Raw genomic sequence first — 16,076 nt, 5'->3', positions numbered from 1 at the left:
ATAAAAGAAATCCGTATGTGCCTTTTTATACCATGGCGCCATACGGATTTTTGTTATTCTGATATAAGATATATGCCTGCGTTCCTAATTGTTAGGCCAGAACCTTGGACTCGAATTGCTTGTCGTATAAATCTCTGTATACTCCATTATGCTCCAGAAGGGACTCATGCGTTCCTTCCTCGACGATAGCTCCGCTCTGAACGACGAGAATTTGATCCGCCGCCATGATGGTAGAGAGCCGATGGGCGATCACGATGCTGGTCTTGCCCTGGAGCAGGGAATGCATGGCTTGCTGGATATAATACTCGGAGGCTGTGTCAAGGGAGGAGGTAGCTTCATCCATGATAATGATCGGCGGATTCTTCAGCAGCACACGGGCGATGGAAATCCGCTGCTTTTCGCCGCCGGACAGCTTGATGCCCCGGTTACCCACAACGGTGTCGTACCCCTCCGGCAGACTCAGAATAAAATCGTGAATATAGGCTGCCTGGCATGCGGCAATCATTTCTGCTTCGCTGGCCCCGTCTTCTGCGTACATCAGGTTGTCCCGGATCGTTCCATTGAATAGATAGGTGTCCTGCGTAACAAGGCCTATCTGTGACCTCAGGGAATCCAGTGTAAAGTCGCGGATGTTGCTGCCACCGATTGTGATCGAGCCTGAATCCGTATCATAGAGACGCGGAATAAGGTTGGTGACGGTTGTTTTTCCAGCGCCGCTTGGGCCGACGAGTGCAGTTAAGGTTCCGGCAGCAGCAGTGAACGAAATCCCGTGCAGCGCTGTTTTATCCGCCTGGTAGGCAAAAGAAACGTTGTGAAAACTGATATCCTTGCCGGCTGCGGGAATGACCCTGGCCTCCGGTTCGTCTACAATCTGTGGCTTCATATCAAAATAGTCAAAAATCCGTTCAAACAACGCTGCAGAGCGCTTGATATCCACATAGAGATTCGTCATTTGCATCACGGGTCCATAGAGTCTCCCCAGCAAAGCTACAAAAGCTACGATTGCCCCAACGGACAGCTCTCCCTGAATAAACAGATAACCGCCATATAAGTAAATCATTAATGGACCGATACTGGTAAAAGTGGACAGAACCATCATGAACCAGCGGCCGGCCATGGATTGCCGGATTTGCAGGCTTGTGGCTTCCGAGTTAATGGACTGGAATTTGGCGTACTCTGCCGATTCTTTGGTGAATAGTTTCATAAGGAGATACCCGCTGATGCTGAGTGTCTCCTGGATGATCTGATTTTGATCTGAAATTTTTTCCTGGGTCTGCTTGGCCAGCTTCCAGCTGATATTGCCCATCTTGCGGGTAGGGAAGATAAACAAAGGGATTACAAGAATGCCGACCAGCGCCAGCTTCCAGTTCATGATGAACAACGTAACCGCAGTGGAGACGAGAATGAACAGATTGCTGGCAAAATTGACTACTGTGCTGCTGAATACACCCTGCACCCCTGAAATGTCGCTGGTCATACGTGTGATAACTTCACCTTGCTGTACCCCGGAGTAGAACTGCAGCGGCATCTTTTGCAGATGGCGGTACATTTGGTTTTTCATATCGAAGACAATGTGCAGCGAGATAAATGAATTCAAATAATTCTGCAGCACACCCAGCAGGCCGGACACGACAGTTGTACCCAGTGAAGCAAGAACGAGCAGAACGAGCAGCCGCAAATTTTTATCCGGAAGCGCCTGGTCGATAATCTGCTGGATGAACAGGGGAGGCAGGAGTCCAAGTACAGCGGTCACAATCAGCACCGCCATTACAAGTAGGGTTTGTTTCCAGTAGGGCATGAAAAATTTCACGATGCGGAGCAGGAGAGCTTTGCTGAGATTGGCTTTTTGCGCGTCGTCGTCGAATTTCAATCGGCCATGGGGGCCGCCCGGTCCAAAACCTCGGGACATTCTCATCACCAGCTTCTATTGATTTAGGAATTCAGATGCAGCAGCAGCTGTTTGTTCATATGAATAAGCTGACGCAGCTCATCCTCCTTGAAGGGTGCCAGGGCTTCCCCGAGCACCTTATGGGACCAAGCTTCCTCGTTATAGCGCTTGCACAGCATCTCACCTTCGGTGGTGAGGTATAGCATCGTCTCTCTGCGGTCCAGCTCCGAAACTGTGCGGGTGACCAGTCCCTTGAGCGCCAGCGCATCAATATGCAGACTGACCCGGCTTTTGTTAAATACCAGGCGTTCCGTAACTTCCTTCTGGGTCTGCCCCGGATGCTGTAGAAGGAAATTCAGGATGCCGATCTGATGCACGGTCAGCCCAAGGTCCGCCGCGCTTTGATGTGCCAGCTTCTTAAGCTGGCGGGCTACCGCAAAATAAGATTGATACACTTCTATGGTTTGCTCACGATCAGCCATACTGCACCTGCCTTTGAAGAAAAGTTATCAATGTGAACTGTTTATAAAGTAAACCAATAATTCGGTATAGTCAAGCACGAACAACATTGACTATACCGTCAGCATGTTTAATATTGGAAGTGCATACAGCTGAAGTCCTCAGGAAAGGGAGTACATCATGAAAATGGAATCATGGCAATATGAACGCGGCGGCAAAAGCATTACGATTCGGGAAGCAGACCCCGCAGATGCCGGGATGCTGTCTGAAATTCGGCTGCAAATCGATGGAGAAACGGAGAATTTGGATAGGGAACAAGGGGAGGCGTATATGGATGCGGCGGGCTTTGAAGAGCTCATCCTAAATGATGCCGCTAACCTCAAGCACCTTTTTTTAGTGGCAGAGATTGACGGCAGGCTGGCCGGATTCTCCAGATGTGAGGGAACTAGCTTGAAACGCTTGTCTCACCAAGTGGAATTTGGTATTGGTGTGCTGCAGGAATACTGGGGGGTTGGGATTGGCAGCCAGCTGCTGGCTGCCTCCATCCACTGGGCGGAAACCAGCGGCATCCGCAAAATCACATTGAAAGTCCTGGAAACCAACCACAAGGCTATCGCGCTCTATCAGAAACTGGGATTTGAAGAGGAAGGTCTTCTGAAGAACGACAAGCTTTTATCTGACGGCAAGTTTTACCACACCGTTGTAATGGGTAGATGGAGCTGAGTTTTCTTATTGTCATAAAAAAAGCACAACGCCAAGTGATGAACGGCGGCTGTGCTTTTTTGTGTTACATCACCCGCAGGAACTTCCGGGCAGCAGCGCTGATGTTGTCTGCACCGGCGATCGCAGAGATCACGGAGATTCCGTCTGCTCCAGCCTTCATTACAGGGGCTGCATTGTCCACGGTGATACCACCGATTCCAACCAGGGGAATGGTAAGTCCGCTGCGGCGCAGCGTCTCTATCACAGCGGTACCCTGCACCGCTTCAGCATCGTCCTTGGAAGAAGTGGGATAGACCGGCCCGACGCCAAGATAATCGGCACCGTCCGCAATAGCCTGTTGGCCTTCTTCCAGCGTATGGGCGGATACCCCGATGATTTTACGTGCTCCCAGCCGCTCGCGGATCGAACGGGCAGGTTCATCGTCCTGACCAACGTGAACACCGTCCGCATCCAGGGCAATCGCCAGCTCAATGTCATCGTTTACGATAAAAGGCACCTGGCACTCCCGGCAACGCTGCTGGAACTGTCGGGCAAGCTCGACATAGGCCTGGCCGGTGAAAGCGGTCCGGCCTTTTTCGCGATACTGGAACAAGGTAATCCCGCCCTCAATCGCTTCAGAGAGTGTTTCCAGTGGAGCCTTCCGGCAGTTCACACTGCCCATAATGAAATACAGCTTCAGCAGTCTGCGCATATCTTCGCTGTCTATCCGCTGCATATCAGCGCCTCCCCCTCATTCTGTTCTGATAGGCGAAGTGGTTCGTCGGCCCGTATCCGGAACCTATATTCAAGCCGTCTTCAATGGCTGCATGGATAAAAGCCTTGGCTGTCTGAATCGCTTCAGGGACCGTTTTGTGTTGTGCAAGTTCTGCGGTAAGGGCAGCGGAGTAAGTACAGCCGGTTCCGTGGGTATGCTGAGTTGCAACACGTGGACTTTCCCAATAAGTGAACTTCTCTCCATCAAATACAAGGTCAGTTACCATATGGCTATCTTCATCAACATGACCACCCTTGAGCATCACATAGCGCGGTCCCATGGCATGAATAAGTCTGGCTGCTGTCTCGCGGTCTGCCATGCCCGAAATCTTCATTCCGCTCAGAATTTCTGCTTCAGGGATATTGGGTGTTACAGCCAGGGCCAGTGGCAGCAGATAGCGGATCAGTGCCTGTACGGCTTCCTGCTGGAGCAGGGGAGAACCGCCTTTGGCAACCATAACCGGATCAACGACCAAATGGTCCCAGCCATATTGGCTCACCTTTTCGGCAACTGCAAGGATGAGTCCGCTACTGAACAGCATGCCTGTTTTGACAGCATCCGGTGTAAGATCGGTTCCGATGGAATCAAGCTGCGCGGTAACGGCATCCGCTTCCAGCGGATATACGCCTTGAACACCTAAGGTGTTCTGTGCTGTCACTGCAGTAAGCGCGGACATACCGTATACCCCCAGCTCTTGGAAGGTTTTAAGATCGGCCTGAATGCCAGCCCCACCCCCGGAGTCGGAACCGGCAATTGTCAATGCTTTGAATATTTTATTCCTTGTAGGCTCTGTCATCGCAAGCTCTCCTTTGGTGAAAATGTTATCATTGTTCAAGTCGTTGTATGCGGGAGCGCTCTGCGTATACTTCCGGGGTAACGAGAGCCAGCTGATTCAGGAACTCGATCTGGAAGCTGCCGACTCCCTGTTGGCACGACCGACTGGCCGCAATTTCAGCGGCAACGCCATAGAAGGATATAGCTTCTGCAGCTGCTTCCAGCCAGGCGCCGCCGCTAGCTGCCAGGAAAGCGCCGACGACTGCACTGAGCAGGCATCCGGTGCCGGTAACCTTAGTCAGTACAGGGTGGCCGTTGCTGACTACGTAGGTGGTGCTGCCATCCGTGATAACATCCTCTTTGCCGGTGATGATCACCACACAATTCAGCTTCAGCGCAGCTTTTACAGCCAATGCCACCACATCACCGTCTCCGGTACCGGCATCTACACCTTTGATGTTCCAGCTCTCGCCTACCACATGGGCCACTTCAGCGACGTTGCCGCGCAGCGCGGTGATCTGCATTTGGTTGACCAGCCTATGGGTTACTTCGGTGCGGTAAGCAGTGGCTCCGGCACCTACGGGGTCAAGGACAACCGGCACATGATGACGGTTCGCTGCCAGTCCGGCAATTAGCATCGAATCAATGGCGTAGTCATTGAGTGTACCGATATTGAGCACTACAGCACCAGACATAGCGGCAATATCCGCGACTTCTTCATGTGCATCCGCCATAAAAGGCGAAGCCCCGAGTGCCAGCAGTCCGTTCGCACTGAAGTTCGCGACCACAATATTGGTAATGTTATGCACCAGCGGATTGCTGTCCCGCACTTTGGATAAGAAAGACATGAGTATTCCTCCTAAAAGTTTTGTCAGCCTTGCTTCTATGAATTCACTTCGTACAAACTCGCTCCAGAAGCGTAGACTTAGTTATATGAGCATTTATGAATTCTCATTTACAAGTTAATAAAAGCCTCCGCGGTCTTCACCTTGCCATTCAGCAGCCCGTTATCACTCAGCCAGGTTTGTACCTTTTCCCATGATGCAGGGTCCTGATAGCCAAACGGCTCACTGCCGGCGTCCATTAGGGGCAGCAGCAGCTCCAGGCTTTTGGATTCGATGTCTTTGTCGAGTGGAGCCGTTGCATCCTCATGAGCCAGAAGGAGGTTAAGTGCCTCCTGCGGGTGATCCGCAACGAATTGCTGTCCTTTACGTGCTGCCTGGATAAACTTCTGGATATAGCCTTCAGAATTCTGCAGGCCCTGGTCGCTGGCGACCAATACTAGCTCATAATAATCGGGGACGCCGTAATCGGTTGGATTCAGCGAAATGACCGGATGGCCTTCCTTTTCCAGAATCAACTGCTCATGGTTAATAAATCCGCCAATAATGCCATCGACACGCCCGGTTGTAATGGCTGGAATCAGGTCAAAACCCACATCGGTCAGGGTTACTGCTCCAGGATCTCCGCCATCGCTTTTGACCATGGTTTTCAGCATAGCTTCATAGAGTGGGATCGAGGAGTATCCGGCATTTTTGCCTGCCAGGTCCTTTGGGCTCTTGATCCCGCTGTCAGCCGGAACCATCAGATGATTAAGCGGATGTCTGACGATCGCAGCTACGGACTTCACCGGAATCTGCTCACCCCGAGCCATCAGCACCTGCGGCTGGTAACTTAGGGCCAGGTCAACTTTACCTGCGGCTACGAGCTTCAGGGCATCATTGCTGTCAGCGGGCATTTGGATATCCACAGTAAGCCCTTCGTCGGCAAAATAGCCGTTCTGCTGGGCGGCGTACAGGAAGGAGTGGACTGCATTCGGGTACCAGTCGAGCATAATCGTCAGCTTGTGGGGCTGCCCGCCTTGATCCGCTGATGCAGAGCTGGCTGGAGACTTATCATTGCTGTTCCCACAGCCTGTCGCAGCAAGTCCCAGACACAGAAGCAGCAATAAGGGGAGCAAAGGGAGTTTCCTTTTTCTAAAGGGAGGTTCAGAAGGGATCAGTTTCATCGATGAATGCCTCTTTTCTGCAAAATAATTTTTTCGAGCAGCACAATAAATAGAAATAAAACGATACCGAGTGCAGATAAAAGAAATACTGCGGCGAACATTTCCGCACTTTGCAGATTGCCCGCCATCCGCCGGCTGAAATAGCCGAGCCCCCGGCTACCGCCCAGCCATTCCCCAATCGTCGCGCCAATGACGCAGTAGACCATAGAGAGCTTAAGACCAGAGAACAAAGAGGGCAGTGCAGGCGGAATCTGGGTCTTTAGCAGAATTTGCCAGCGGGTCGCACCAAGTGTGAGCAGCAGTTCTTTGTACATAGCACCGCTTTTGCGCAGACCGTCAAAGGTCCCTACTACCACCGGGAAAAAGGCAGTAAGGAAAACCACCGCAACCTTGCTCCATAGGGTATAGCCAAACCACATAATAAAAATGGGTGACAGCGCGATCAGCGGAATGGTCTGACTGATCACCAGCAAAGGGTATAACGCCTTTTCGAGCGGAGTAAACATGTGCATTCCCGTACCCAGCAGCATGCCGCAGGCTGCTGACAGAACAAAGCCGAGCAAAACCTCCTGAAGTGTAGCGGGTAAATGCTCTCCGAAGAGCAGTTCTTTCTGCTCCATAAGTGCCGTCCATATAGCTGTTGGAGCCGGGAGAATGAATGCTGGAACAAGCTTCAGCCATGCAGCGAACTCCCAGCCGGCTAGGGTGACCAGTACCAGCAAGGCAAAGGGGCCATAATCGCGCAGAAAGGTTCTGCTAATAGATACTCTCATGCAGCCTCCGCTCCAAATTCTCCCGCAAAGTAATAAACTTCGGTTCATAGTTCATCCGGTAGTGTCTGGGCCGCGGGATATCCACCGAGAATTCCTGTACACCGCCGCTGCCTCCAGACATCAAGTAAATCCGGTCACTGAGCAGCAGCGCTTCCTCCAGATCGTGGGTGATGAACAGAACCGTTTGCTTAAGACTGCTCCACAATTCCAGGAGCCAGCGGTGCAGTTCACGCTTGGTTATGGCATCCAGTGCTCCAAAAGGCTCATCGAGCAGCATCAGCTCATTTCCAGCGGCAAGGGTACGGAGCATAGCGATCCGCTGACGCATCCCCCCGGACAGCTCCTGCGGGTAGAGCCGCTCTGTACCTTCAAGGCCAAACCGTTCGAGCATCTCACGGATATTCTTTACAGCAACTGCCTTGCTGCCTTTTCGCTTCAGCTCCCAAGGCAGCAGGCAGTTGTCCATCACGGTTCTCCAGGGCAACAGCAGATCCTGCTGCGGCATATAGGCGACCTGGCCCAGGCGCGACGATGGATCGTCAGAGATCATACCGTGAACTTTGAGTTCGCCACCTGTATGCCGAAGCAGACCGGCGATGATTTTGAACAGGGTGCTTTTTCCGCAGCCGCTGGCACCGACAATGGAAATGAATTCGCCCCGGCGGACGTTCATCGAGAGCCTACTGAATACGGGCATCTGCGGTGAAGTGCTGAAAGCATAGGACAGGTTAGTGATAGAGATCATACTCGTATGTATTAAGCCTCCTTTCATTGGCACGCATCTGCTTCCGGGACTTAGGAAGCACAATAAAGACCCATCCGTCTCCAGGGGAGGCAAATGGGTCTGAAAGGTTCAGGCAGTAGGCGTGAAGCGGCACTGCTGATCGTTTCTGTTCCACTTCCCTCCGCTGGTATGATCCAGATCAGGTTCCAAGGGTCCGAAGCTTAAGGCTTCGTCTCAGTCATTAGACTCCCCTAGTGAAATAGCAGGTCAATATTATATTCGCAACTGCTAACTAATATAGCATATTCCAGAATGTTGTCAAAAGAAAGTGTACTCAGGACCGCTGCAGTCCAGTTACGAATAGGGTTAGAATCCCTTCCAGGATATCCTTTTTGCCCGACCCGTGAAGCTTCTGCTGATAGAGATAGAGATCAGGGCTGAGGACCGCGATCAGAGAAGTTGCGGCAAAATGCGGATCAATAGCAATCAGCTTGCCGTCATCAGCAACCCTCCGCAGACGCTCGGCCATAACTGCATTCAGCCGCTGGAAAATCGGATGTTCAAACTGGGTAAGCTGTTTCTTACCCGTGAACTCAGACTTGATCATCTGCAGCAGCTCGGCATGCTGGTCTATGAAATCCACCACTTGTTCAATACTGCTCCGCAGTTCCTCAATGGAGCTGTCTGTTTCTAAAGTGGTTTGGAGCTCCTGCTCCAAACGGGTAAGAAAACGCTCTGAGCTGGTGGAGAGCAGGGCAGAGCAAATTTCACCTTTGTCCGTGAATCTGCGGTAGAGCGAGCCCTGGCCGATTCCTGCCTGCTTGGCAATGCCGTACATACTGACTCCTTCCAGACCGTTCTCAGTAAAAAGCGCTCGGGCGGCCTCAAGAATACGCTGGACATAAGGGTCCTGATTATTCCGGAAGGAGGATGGATTTGATGGTGGTATTGGGTTTGAGGATGGGTTGCTGCCTTGTTCTCTCGGGTTCATGACAGGCTCCTTTCAGAAATACAGTATATATTTACAGGAAATATGTGAACTCCATTGACATAGCGGACAATTGTCCGTAGACTGAAAAATGTAAATACGGACAGTTGTCCGTTTAGAGATATATTATATCGATTAAGCTGCGCTGAGGTCAATAAGTCCACCTGCGCGCAGTTCAATTCAGGAGGAGACAGAGAATGGAGCAATCGCTGAAACCGGAGGCCGATTTTCGCCTGTCAAGCATTCTGGTTCCGCTGCTGGCCATCATTGCCGGTGTATTCATGGTGGTGCTCGACAGTACGGCTATGAATGTGGCTTTATCAACGCTGGTTAAGGATTTTAATACGGATCTAAATACACTGCAATGGATTGTGACCGGGTACATGCTGGCCCAGGCTTCGGTGATCCCGTTGTCCGGCTGGCTGTCTGACCGCTTTGGGGCCAAGACTGTTTTTCTGACTGCAGTTATCGTATTCACTATGGGTTCAATTCTCTGTGCAACACCAAGCCGTGCAGAATGGCTGATTGCGTTCCGTGTCCTGCAGGGTCTGGGCGGAGGTTGTGTGCTTCCTGTCGGGATGGCATATGTGTACAAACTGGCACCCAAGAGCAAGGTAGGCGTAGTCATGGGGATCATGGGTATTCCGGTGCTGTTCGCTCCGGCTATCGGTCCCGTGCTGTCCGGCTGGCTGGTGGAGTATCATTCCTGGCGCTGGATCTTCCTCATTAATATTCCCATCGGGATCATTTGTCTTCTGATTGGTTCCCGCAAGCTGCCTCAATCGGAACGCAGCCAGGTGCCGGGGATGGATAAGCTTGGGATCATTCTTGGGCCCCTTGCCTTTGCTTCTCTGTCTTACGGGGTGAGCCAGGGAGCGGACAGCTGGACTTCGGACAAAACACTGATCGGTTTATCCCTCGGTGCTGTGGCCTTAATCGCTTTTGTCATTGCTGAGTTTCGTTCGGAGACACCGCTCCTGGAACTGCGTATTCTGCGCTCGGTCGATTTCAGCACAGGGATTGTTGTACAATGGATTGCACAGTTCGGCTTGTACGGTGCGCTGTTCCTGCTCCCGCAGTTTCTTCAGCAGGCCCGCGGCTTCGGAGCATTTGATACGGGTCTTACCCTGCTGCCCCAGGCGATTGCCTCTGGCCTTATGATGCCCATTGCCGGGATTTTGTTCGACAAGATCGGAGTTCGCTGGCTGGTGGTCTGCGGACTCAGCCTGGTTTCGGGTGCGTTGTACCAGTATTCTCATGTGGATCTTACCACGCAGAGCAGGGACCTGATTCTGCCGCTGATCATGTGCGGTGCAGGCATGGGAATGATGGTGATGCCAATGAATACACATCTGCTCAACAAGGCGCCAAGTCATTTGGTTAACCGGGTCACTTCCTTGACCAATTCCATGCAGCAGGTAATCAATTCTCTGGCTGTTTCCACACTGGTAACCATCCTGACCTCAAGAGCGGCTGCGCGCGGGGCGGAAATGCAAGAGGCTGCCGCTGCAGCCGGCAAGAGCGCGGCAGAAGCTTCACCCGAAGCCTTGAAGCTGGCTACACAAACCGTTCTTGCCAAAGGGTTTGATGATACCTTTCACATTATGATTTTCGTTGCTCTGGGCGGTGCTATGCTGGGCTTACTTCTGCGGAGAGGGCGCAGAGGCGGGGAAGACGGCTCCAAGTCAAAGGTTCAGCCTGAAATGATGCATAGTTAGTTTCTGTAAATGCAGTCAAATAACATATGGGTTAGTGCAAATATCTCCGTTCAGCATTCAGGTGCTGCGGGGATTTTTTTATTGTTGAGGCTCTATAAGGACTGCGAAGCTGTTTCCACTTTTTGTACCTGACTTCTCTGGGGAATTTAACATGTTTTGGGGTATGCTATTCCAATACCAGCAGCCTTAAGAGAAGGAAAATAGCGGTTCAAACGCTTACATCATAATTCCGATGTTTATTATCGGAAAAACTATTGACTCCGCTGATGTGACGGTGTTACTATTCAACTTGCCGGTGAACAGCCGGTACATACAGAGAATGAGACGAGAGGGGTTATCGATTTATGAAAAAACTTAGTTTGACTATTCTATTGCTGCTTACAGTGGTACTGCTAGCAGCTTGCGGCAATAATAACAATAATGCCGGAGGCAAAAATTCAGCAGCCGAGTCTTCGGCAGCACCTACTGAAGGAGCTGCAGCACCTGCGGAACAAAACAGCCTGGAGGCCATCAAAGCCAGCGGTAAGCTGCGTATTGGGACCGAGGGTACCTATGCACCATTTACCTTCCATGATTCTTCCGGTAAGCTAACCGGTTTTGACGTTGAGATCGCTGAAGAGGTGGCCAAACGGCTGGGAGTAAAAGCGGAATTCTTCGAAACCCAGTGGGACGGCATTTTTGCCGGGATGGACGCGAAGCGCTTTGATGTTATCTTTAATGAAGTTTCCATTACCGACGAACGCAAGGTGAAGTACGATTTCTCGGACCCTTATATTGTCTCCAAAGCTGTGCTGATCGTTGGCGAGAAGAATGAAGATATCAAGACCTTCGCTGATCTGAAAGGCAAGAAAGCCGGCCAGTCTATGACCAGTAATCTGTCCGATATCGCCCGTAAGAACGGAGCGGAAATCGTGGCAACCGACGGTTTTAATCAAGCCATTGATCTGCTGACCTCAGGGCGCATTGATGCAACCGTGAATGACGGCCTGTCCTATCTGGATCTGAAGAAGCAGAAGCCGGATGTGAAAATCAAGGTTGTTGACGAAATTGCAGAGGGCTCTCAGAGTGCGGCTGTCTTCCTGAAAGGCAACGATGAACTGGTAGCCGCTGTGAACGAAGCTCTGGCAGCTATGAAGAGTGACGGTTCATACCTGAAGATTTCCGAGAAGTATTTTGGCGCTGACGTTTCCAAATAATAACGGGTAGACGAGGGCGGCCGAGGCCGCCCATAGTCTAGAGAAGGATGTCTGATCTATGGATGACCGCAAAATACAAATTTTCCTTGATTCGATGCTGCCCCTGCTCAAAGCCGGGGTGGCTTTTACCATTCCGCTGGCTGTCGTTTCATTTATCTTGGGGCTTCTGCTGGCTGTATTGACCGCACTGATCCGCCTTTCGCCATGGACCTTGCCGAAGCTGATCGCCCGCTTTTACGTTTGGATAATCCGGGGCACACCTCTCCTGGTGCAACTGTTTATTATTTTTTACGGCTTGCCGGCGGTAGGCATCATACTTGATCCTTTTATTGCTGCTACGATAGGATTCACGCTCAGCGTGGGCGCTTATTCCTCCGAGATTGTGCGGGCCGCGATTCTGTCTATACATAAAGGCCAATGGGAAGCAGCATTCTCTGTCGGAATGACACGGGGACAGGCGCTGCGCAGAGTCATTCTCCCTCAGGCAGCGCGTGTTTCGGTTCCACCGTTGTCCAATTCTTTTATCAGCCTCGTTAAGGACACTTCGCTTGCAGCGACAATCACTTATGTTGAGATTTTCAAAACAGCACAGCAGATTACGGCAACCACCTATGAACCGCTGCTGTTATACTGTGAAGCGGCTCTGTTTTATCTGCTGTTTTGTTCCGTGCTATCCGTTCTGCAAAATCACCTGGAGAAGCGGCTCGACCGTTACTCGGCGAGATAAGGAGGAGTACCCGTGATTGAAATTCGTGACTTGCACAAATCGTTCGGCCCCCTCCAAGTGCTGAAGGGTGTAGACCTCACCGTTGAACATGGCAAAGTACTCGTTATAATAGGCCCTTCCGGATCTGGGAAAACAACCCTGCTGCGCTGCTTCAATCTGCTGGAACAGCCTGACCAGGGAAGCCTGGCACTGGCTGATCTGAAGTTGAATTTCACAGCCGGCGGCAAAATCCCGCAGCGTTCGATACTTGCGCTCCGCCAGCGGACCGGAATGGTCTTTCAGTCCTATAATTTGTTCCCGCATATGACCGCATTGGGAAATGTGATGGAGGGTCAGGTTACCGTCCAGAAACGCCCGAAGGAGGAAGCCCGCAAGCGCGGCATCGAGCTGCTCGCCAAGGTTGGCCTTGCGGACAAGGTGGATGCTTACCCGCATCAATTATCGGGCGGACAGCAGCAGCGTGTCGCCATTGCGCGGGCGATGGCCGTGGAGCCTGAAGTACTGCTGTTCGATGAGCCCACCTCGGCTCTCGATCCTGAGCTGGTAGGCGAGGTATTGAAGGTAATCAAGCAGCTTGCTGCCGAAGGCATGACGATGGTCATTGTTACCCATGAGATGAAATTCGCCGCGGATGTGGCGGATCAGATTATATTGATGGATGACGGTGTAATCCTGGAGCAGGGGACACCGGCTGAAGTGCTGGAGCATACAACGAACCCGCGCGCGCTGCAGTTCCTGAACCGGATTAGCGGAGAGGACATCTAATCTGGTTATTAACAAAAAAAAGGCAGTCCGGAAGAACGTCCGGGACTGCCTTTTTACAAATATAAGGATTTATATGTTTCACACTATAAATCATCCTTCTATTTCTCGCTGAAACGGATACCTGAGGGGGTGTCCCATAAGCCATGAAATGGCTGGGACGCCCCTTGTTTTTAGAGTTGGATAGACGGTTGCGCTTGGTGAGGACGCTCCGCGAACGAAACGTTGTTCCAATCGCTGTGGTCTCCAGATTTTTTTCATTCCCCTTAGCGGTGAAAATCCGGAGACCAAGGCGAACGCTGCCGCTTTTCCACAATCATTCCGTTCTCTCCGCTGTTTAAGTGGGAACCGTATCTACAATCCTTCTAAAATCATAAAAAAGGAAACCTTTCTTTGGTAAAATGGAAGTGCGGTCAACCATTTTCAATCAAGGAGAGGTTTCTTTTGTACATTCAATATACCATGGACCAACTTTTGCCAATGGATATGGAAGAAGATATTCCCGAAAACCACCTCGTTCGTGTCGTAAATGCTGCTGTCAATCGATTAGACTGTCCAAAGAAAATAAAGTATTAGACTGAAAATTAAAGTGTTAGCCTGGGAAAATAAAGTTGTAGACTGAGAAAACAAAGTATTAGACTAGCTGACGCTTCATTATGCTAACGGGAGGTTAGTGTGGCATTAGGGGTCACATCACGAAACGGAAAAAATCGTACATTATCGGCGATCCTGTCAGATTGAGTCCTAAGAAGTTGCCATGAGAGCGTCAGATAAATCAACCCTAAATTAACGCTATTGTTCCCTACGGCAGACGTCCAGTTGAAGTATAGTTTATTATTACACATTGATTGTGGCTAACTTGCATTTCTCTACTATACATGGAAAGTCAAGTTTACGACTCTTTATTTAAAGGGTCTTTTTTAATGGATATATAGATCGATTTTGGGGAATATAACATTGAATTGGAGGTGGTGAGGTGCAGAAACTTTTATTGATCCTAATTTTTCTATTTTGTTTCCAGGGATCACTCATAACTCATGCAGAAAGTACATTGAAAGCCGCTTTTATCCGCGAAGAGAATCTTTGGTTGAAAGTCGATAAAGTGGAAAAACAAATAACTAATGATTCGCGTGTGGATTCATCTGTTTGGTCATATGATGGGAAATGGATTGCCTATACGAAAAAGGATGGAATATGGGTTTATGATACCCTGGGCATGAAAAGCTACCAGGTGTATCATGAGGGAGGCTCAAACTGTCAATGGGCACCAGATAAAAATGTTCTTGCCTTCCAAGACCGCAGCGTTCTGAATATTTCAGACATTCGTTTGGGAAAACCTAAAAGTTTTACGAATGTAGCCCTAGGTGTCAGTAGTTTCTCATGGATGCCAGATGGAAGTGGCTTTTTGGTTTCATCAAGTGCAAATCTACTCCCAAATGGATGGACAAACCCTATACTTTTTAAGGTTCCCTTAGGAAAGGACCTAAAAGTTGAAGACTTAATTAAAAATGTGCAACAATTTTTCACCATCCCTGGGAATTTGAAGAAAGGTAATATTGAAATATTGGCAATAGGTACGTCTAGTTTCGAATGGTCTGCTGATAAAAAATGGATTGCTTTTATTGTCCATCCAACTGCTTCATGGTCTATGGATAGCAATATGCTTTGCGTGTTATCTTCGGATGGAAAGAAGTTTGAACCTCTCGATGAGATGGCTTCGGGGTTTGCATTTAATTGGGCACCCAGCAGCAATTTATTGGGATACATTCAAGGTGGCGGTAGAATGATCTTTGGATTCAAGAACAAACATTTGAAAGTAAAAGAACTCCCTGCTTTGCAATCTCTTATTTTGACACCCGAAAATTTTGTTGATCTAAGTTTTACATGGCAGAGCGATAAGAATGTAATTGTTTCCAGGTCACCTGAAATAGAATGGTCAAATAAACCCTCCAAGAGGGCACTGCCGATTTTATTTAGAATTGATATTCAAAACAAAGATCAAAAGCAAATAAGTTTTCCACCTATCGGGTATGGTGATTTTAACCCTGAATTTCTGTATCTAAATCAAAAATTAACTTGGACACGATCGAATTGGGGTAATAATGATGTTTGGATTTCCGAGCCAGACGGAAAGTCGGCAAAAAAATGGATCGAAAACGTAGATTATCAACATTCAGTAAGTTGGTATGCTCCAATGGAGTGAATAGCATAATATTTAACCGTCGGGTAGTCTTGGCGGTTTTTATTTTAATTGGGCAGGGTTACTCCAAATGAAACTGCAGATACCATTGCCGATCTATTTTGTTTCGAACAAGAGTAAAATTAAGATACTAAATATGGAGAAGGTCGAAATTCCTTGTGAAATAGAAATTGGTTTTTCATTATTTCCAAACGTACGATTTTTTCTGTTTCGTAATGTGACCCCTAATATAAAGTAAAAGGAATATATTGTTATAACAAAAATGTGGGGTCGTGTGGGAGTCAGACTTGTTGGCTGGCTCGAAATTGTACATTAAACTCTAACGGGGAAAGTTAGCAATAAAATCCAGAAACATCAAGAAATCTGCAGACAACAGCGGCCG

15 protein-coding genes and 1 riboswitch are annotated in these 16,076 nt (G+C 49.6%); of the genes, 6 read left to right on the top strand and 9 right to left on the bottom strand.

The genetic code is table 11. From position 1 onward, the window contains the following. Positions 1-91 precede the first annotated feature (91 nt). Positions 92-1,915 (bottom strand): ABC transporter ATP-binding protein, encoded by a 1,824-nt coding sequence (locus A3842_RS17025; protein WP_256701738.1) that lies wholly within the window; start codon positions 1,913-1,915, stop codon positions 92-94. A 17-nt stretch (positions 1,916-1,932) separates the two neighbouring features. Further along, complete coding sequence (locus A3842_RS17020) at positions 1,933-2,370, bottom strand: MarR family winged helix-turn-helix transcriptional regulator (protein WP_074088668.1); 438 nt, start codon at positions 2,368-2,370, stop codon at positions 1,933-1,935. 157 nt (positions 2,371-2,527) lie between these two features. Between A3842_RS17020 and A3842_RS17015 the strand changes: the two genes are divergently transcribed. Beyond that, complete coding sequence (locus A3842_RS17015; protein ID WP_074102174.1) at positions 2,528-3,070, top strand: GNAT family N-acetyltransferase; 543 nt, start codon at positions 2,528-2,530, stop codon at positions 3,068-3,070. A 64-nt stretch (positions 3,071-3,134) separates the two neighbouring features. Here the strand turns inward: A3842_RS17015 and thiE are convergent, their stop codons facing one another. From thiE to A3842_RS16980, 7 genes are all read right to left on the bottom strand, one after another. Further along, complete coding sequence (gene thiE / locus A3842_RS17010; RefSeq protein WP_074102173.1) at positions 3,135-3,785, bottom strand: thiamine phosphate synthase; 651 nt, start codon at positions 3,783-3,785, stop codon at positions 3,135-3,137. Between the two features lies 1 nt (position 3,786). Next, the gene (gene thiD, locus A3842_RS17005) at positions 3,787-4,620 is read right to left on the bottom strand and encodes a bifunctional hydroxymethylpyrimidine kinase/phosphomethylpyrimidine kinase (RefSeq protein ID WP_074102172.1); all 834 of its coding nucleotides are present in this window, start codon (positions 4,618-4,620) and stop codon (positions 3,787-3,789) included. 28 nt (positions 4,621-4,648) lie between these two features. After that, positions 4,649-5,452 carry a hydroxyethylthiazole kinase gene (thiM, locus tag A3842_RS17000; RefSeq protein WP_256701742.1) on the bottom strand — a complete coding sequence of 268 codons (804 nt, stop codon included), beginning with the start codon at positions 5,450-5,452 and terminating at the stop codon, positions 4,649-4,651. A gap of 101 nt (positions 5,453-5,553) precedes the next feature. Further along, positions 5,554-6,606, bottom strand: coding sequence for an ABC transporter substrate-binding protein (locus A3842_RS16995; protein WP_074102170.1), 1,053 nt, complete (start codon positions 6,604-6,606; stop codon positions 5,554-5,556). Next, positions 6,603-7,379 (bottom strand): ABC transporter permease, encoded by a 777-nt coding sequence (locus tag A3842_RS16990; RefSeq protein ID WP_074102169.1) that lies wholly within the window; start codon positions 7,377-7,379, stop codon positions 6,603-6,605. The genes A3842_RS16995 and A3842_RS16990 overlap by 4 nt, the downstream gene beginning before the upstream one ends. After that, entirely contained in the window at positions 7,363-8,151 is a 789-nt protein-coding gene (locus A3842_RS16985) for an ABC transporter ATP-binding protein (RefSeq protein WP_256701737.1), read from the bottom strand. Before A3842_RS16985 ends, A3842_RS16990 begins: the two co-directional genes overlap by 17 nt. A gap of 111 nt (positions 8,152-8,262) precedes the next feature. After that, positions 8,263-8,366: riboswitch (TPP riboswitch) on the bottom strand. A 71-nt stretch (positions 8,367-8,437) separates the two neighbouring features. After that, complete coding sequence (locus A3842_RS16980; RefSeq protein WP_074088675.1) at positions 8,438-9,094, bottom strand: TetR/AcrR family transcriptional regulator; 657 nt, start codon at positions 9,092-9,094, stop codon at positions 8,438-8,440. 194 nt (positions 9,095-9,288) lie between these two features. On the opposite strand from A3842_RS16980, the gene A3842_RS16975 reads away from it, so the two are divergent. The 5 genes from A3842_RS16975 (at position 9,289) to A3842_RS16955 (ending at position 15,697) form a co-directional block, all read left to right on the top strand. Then, positions 9,289-10,809, top strand: a complete 1,521-nt coding sequence (locus A3842_RS16975) for a DHA2 family efflux MFS transporter permease subunit (RefSeq protein ID WP_074102168.1) — start codon at positions 9,289-9,291, stop codon at positions 10,807-10,809. A 344-nt stretch (positions 10,810-11,153) separates the two neighbouring features. Next, positions 11,154-12,005: an amino acid ABC transporter substrate-binding protein gene (locus tag A3842_RS16970; RefSeq protein WP_074102167.1), complete on the top strand. Its 852-nt coding sequence runs from the start codon at positions 11,154-11,156 to the stop codon at positions 12,003-12,005. Positions 12,006-12,063: 58 nt separating this feature from the next. Next, the gene (locus A3842_RS16965) at positions 12,064-12,732 is read left to right on the top strand and encodes an amino acid ABC transporter permease (protein ID WP_074088678.1); all 669 of its coding nucleotides are present in this window, start codon (positions 12,064-12,066) and stop codon (positions 12,730-12,732) included. A gap of 12 nt (positions 12,733-12,744) precedes the next feature. After that, a complete protein-coding gene (locus tag A3842_RS16960; RefSeq protein ID WP_074102166.1) occupies positions 12,745-13,497 on the top strand; it encodes an amino acid ABC transporter ATP-binding protein in 753 nt (250 codons plus the stop codon). A 973-nt stretch (positions 13,498-14,470) separates the two neighbouring features. Next, on the top strand, positions 14,471-15,697 hold the full coding sequence (locus A3842_RS16955) for a TolB family protein (protein WP_074102165.1): 1,227 nt from the start codon (positions 14,471-14,473) through the stop codon (positions 15,695-15,697). The last annotated feature ends 379 nt before the right edge of the window (positions 15,698-16,076 follow it).

The organism is Paenibacillus sp. P3E, assembly GCF_001909045.1.
In the GTDB taxonomy this organism is placed as follows: Bacteria; Bacillota; Bacilli; order Paenibacillales; family Paenibacillaceae; genus Paenibacillus_AQ; species Paenibacillus_AQ helianthi.
Note: the sequence above shows the minus strand (reverse complement) of the source record. Positions and strands in the feature narration are given on the sequence as shown.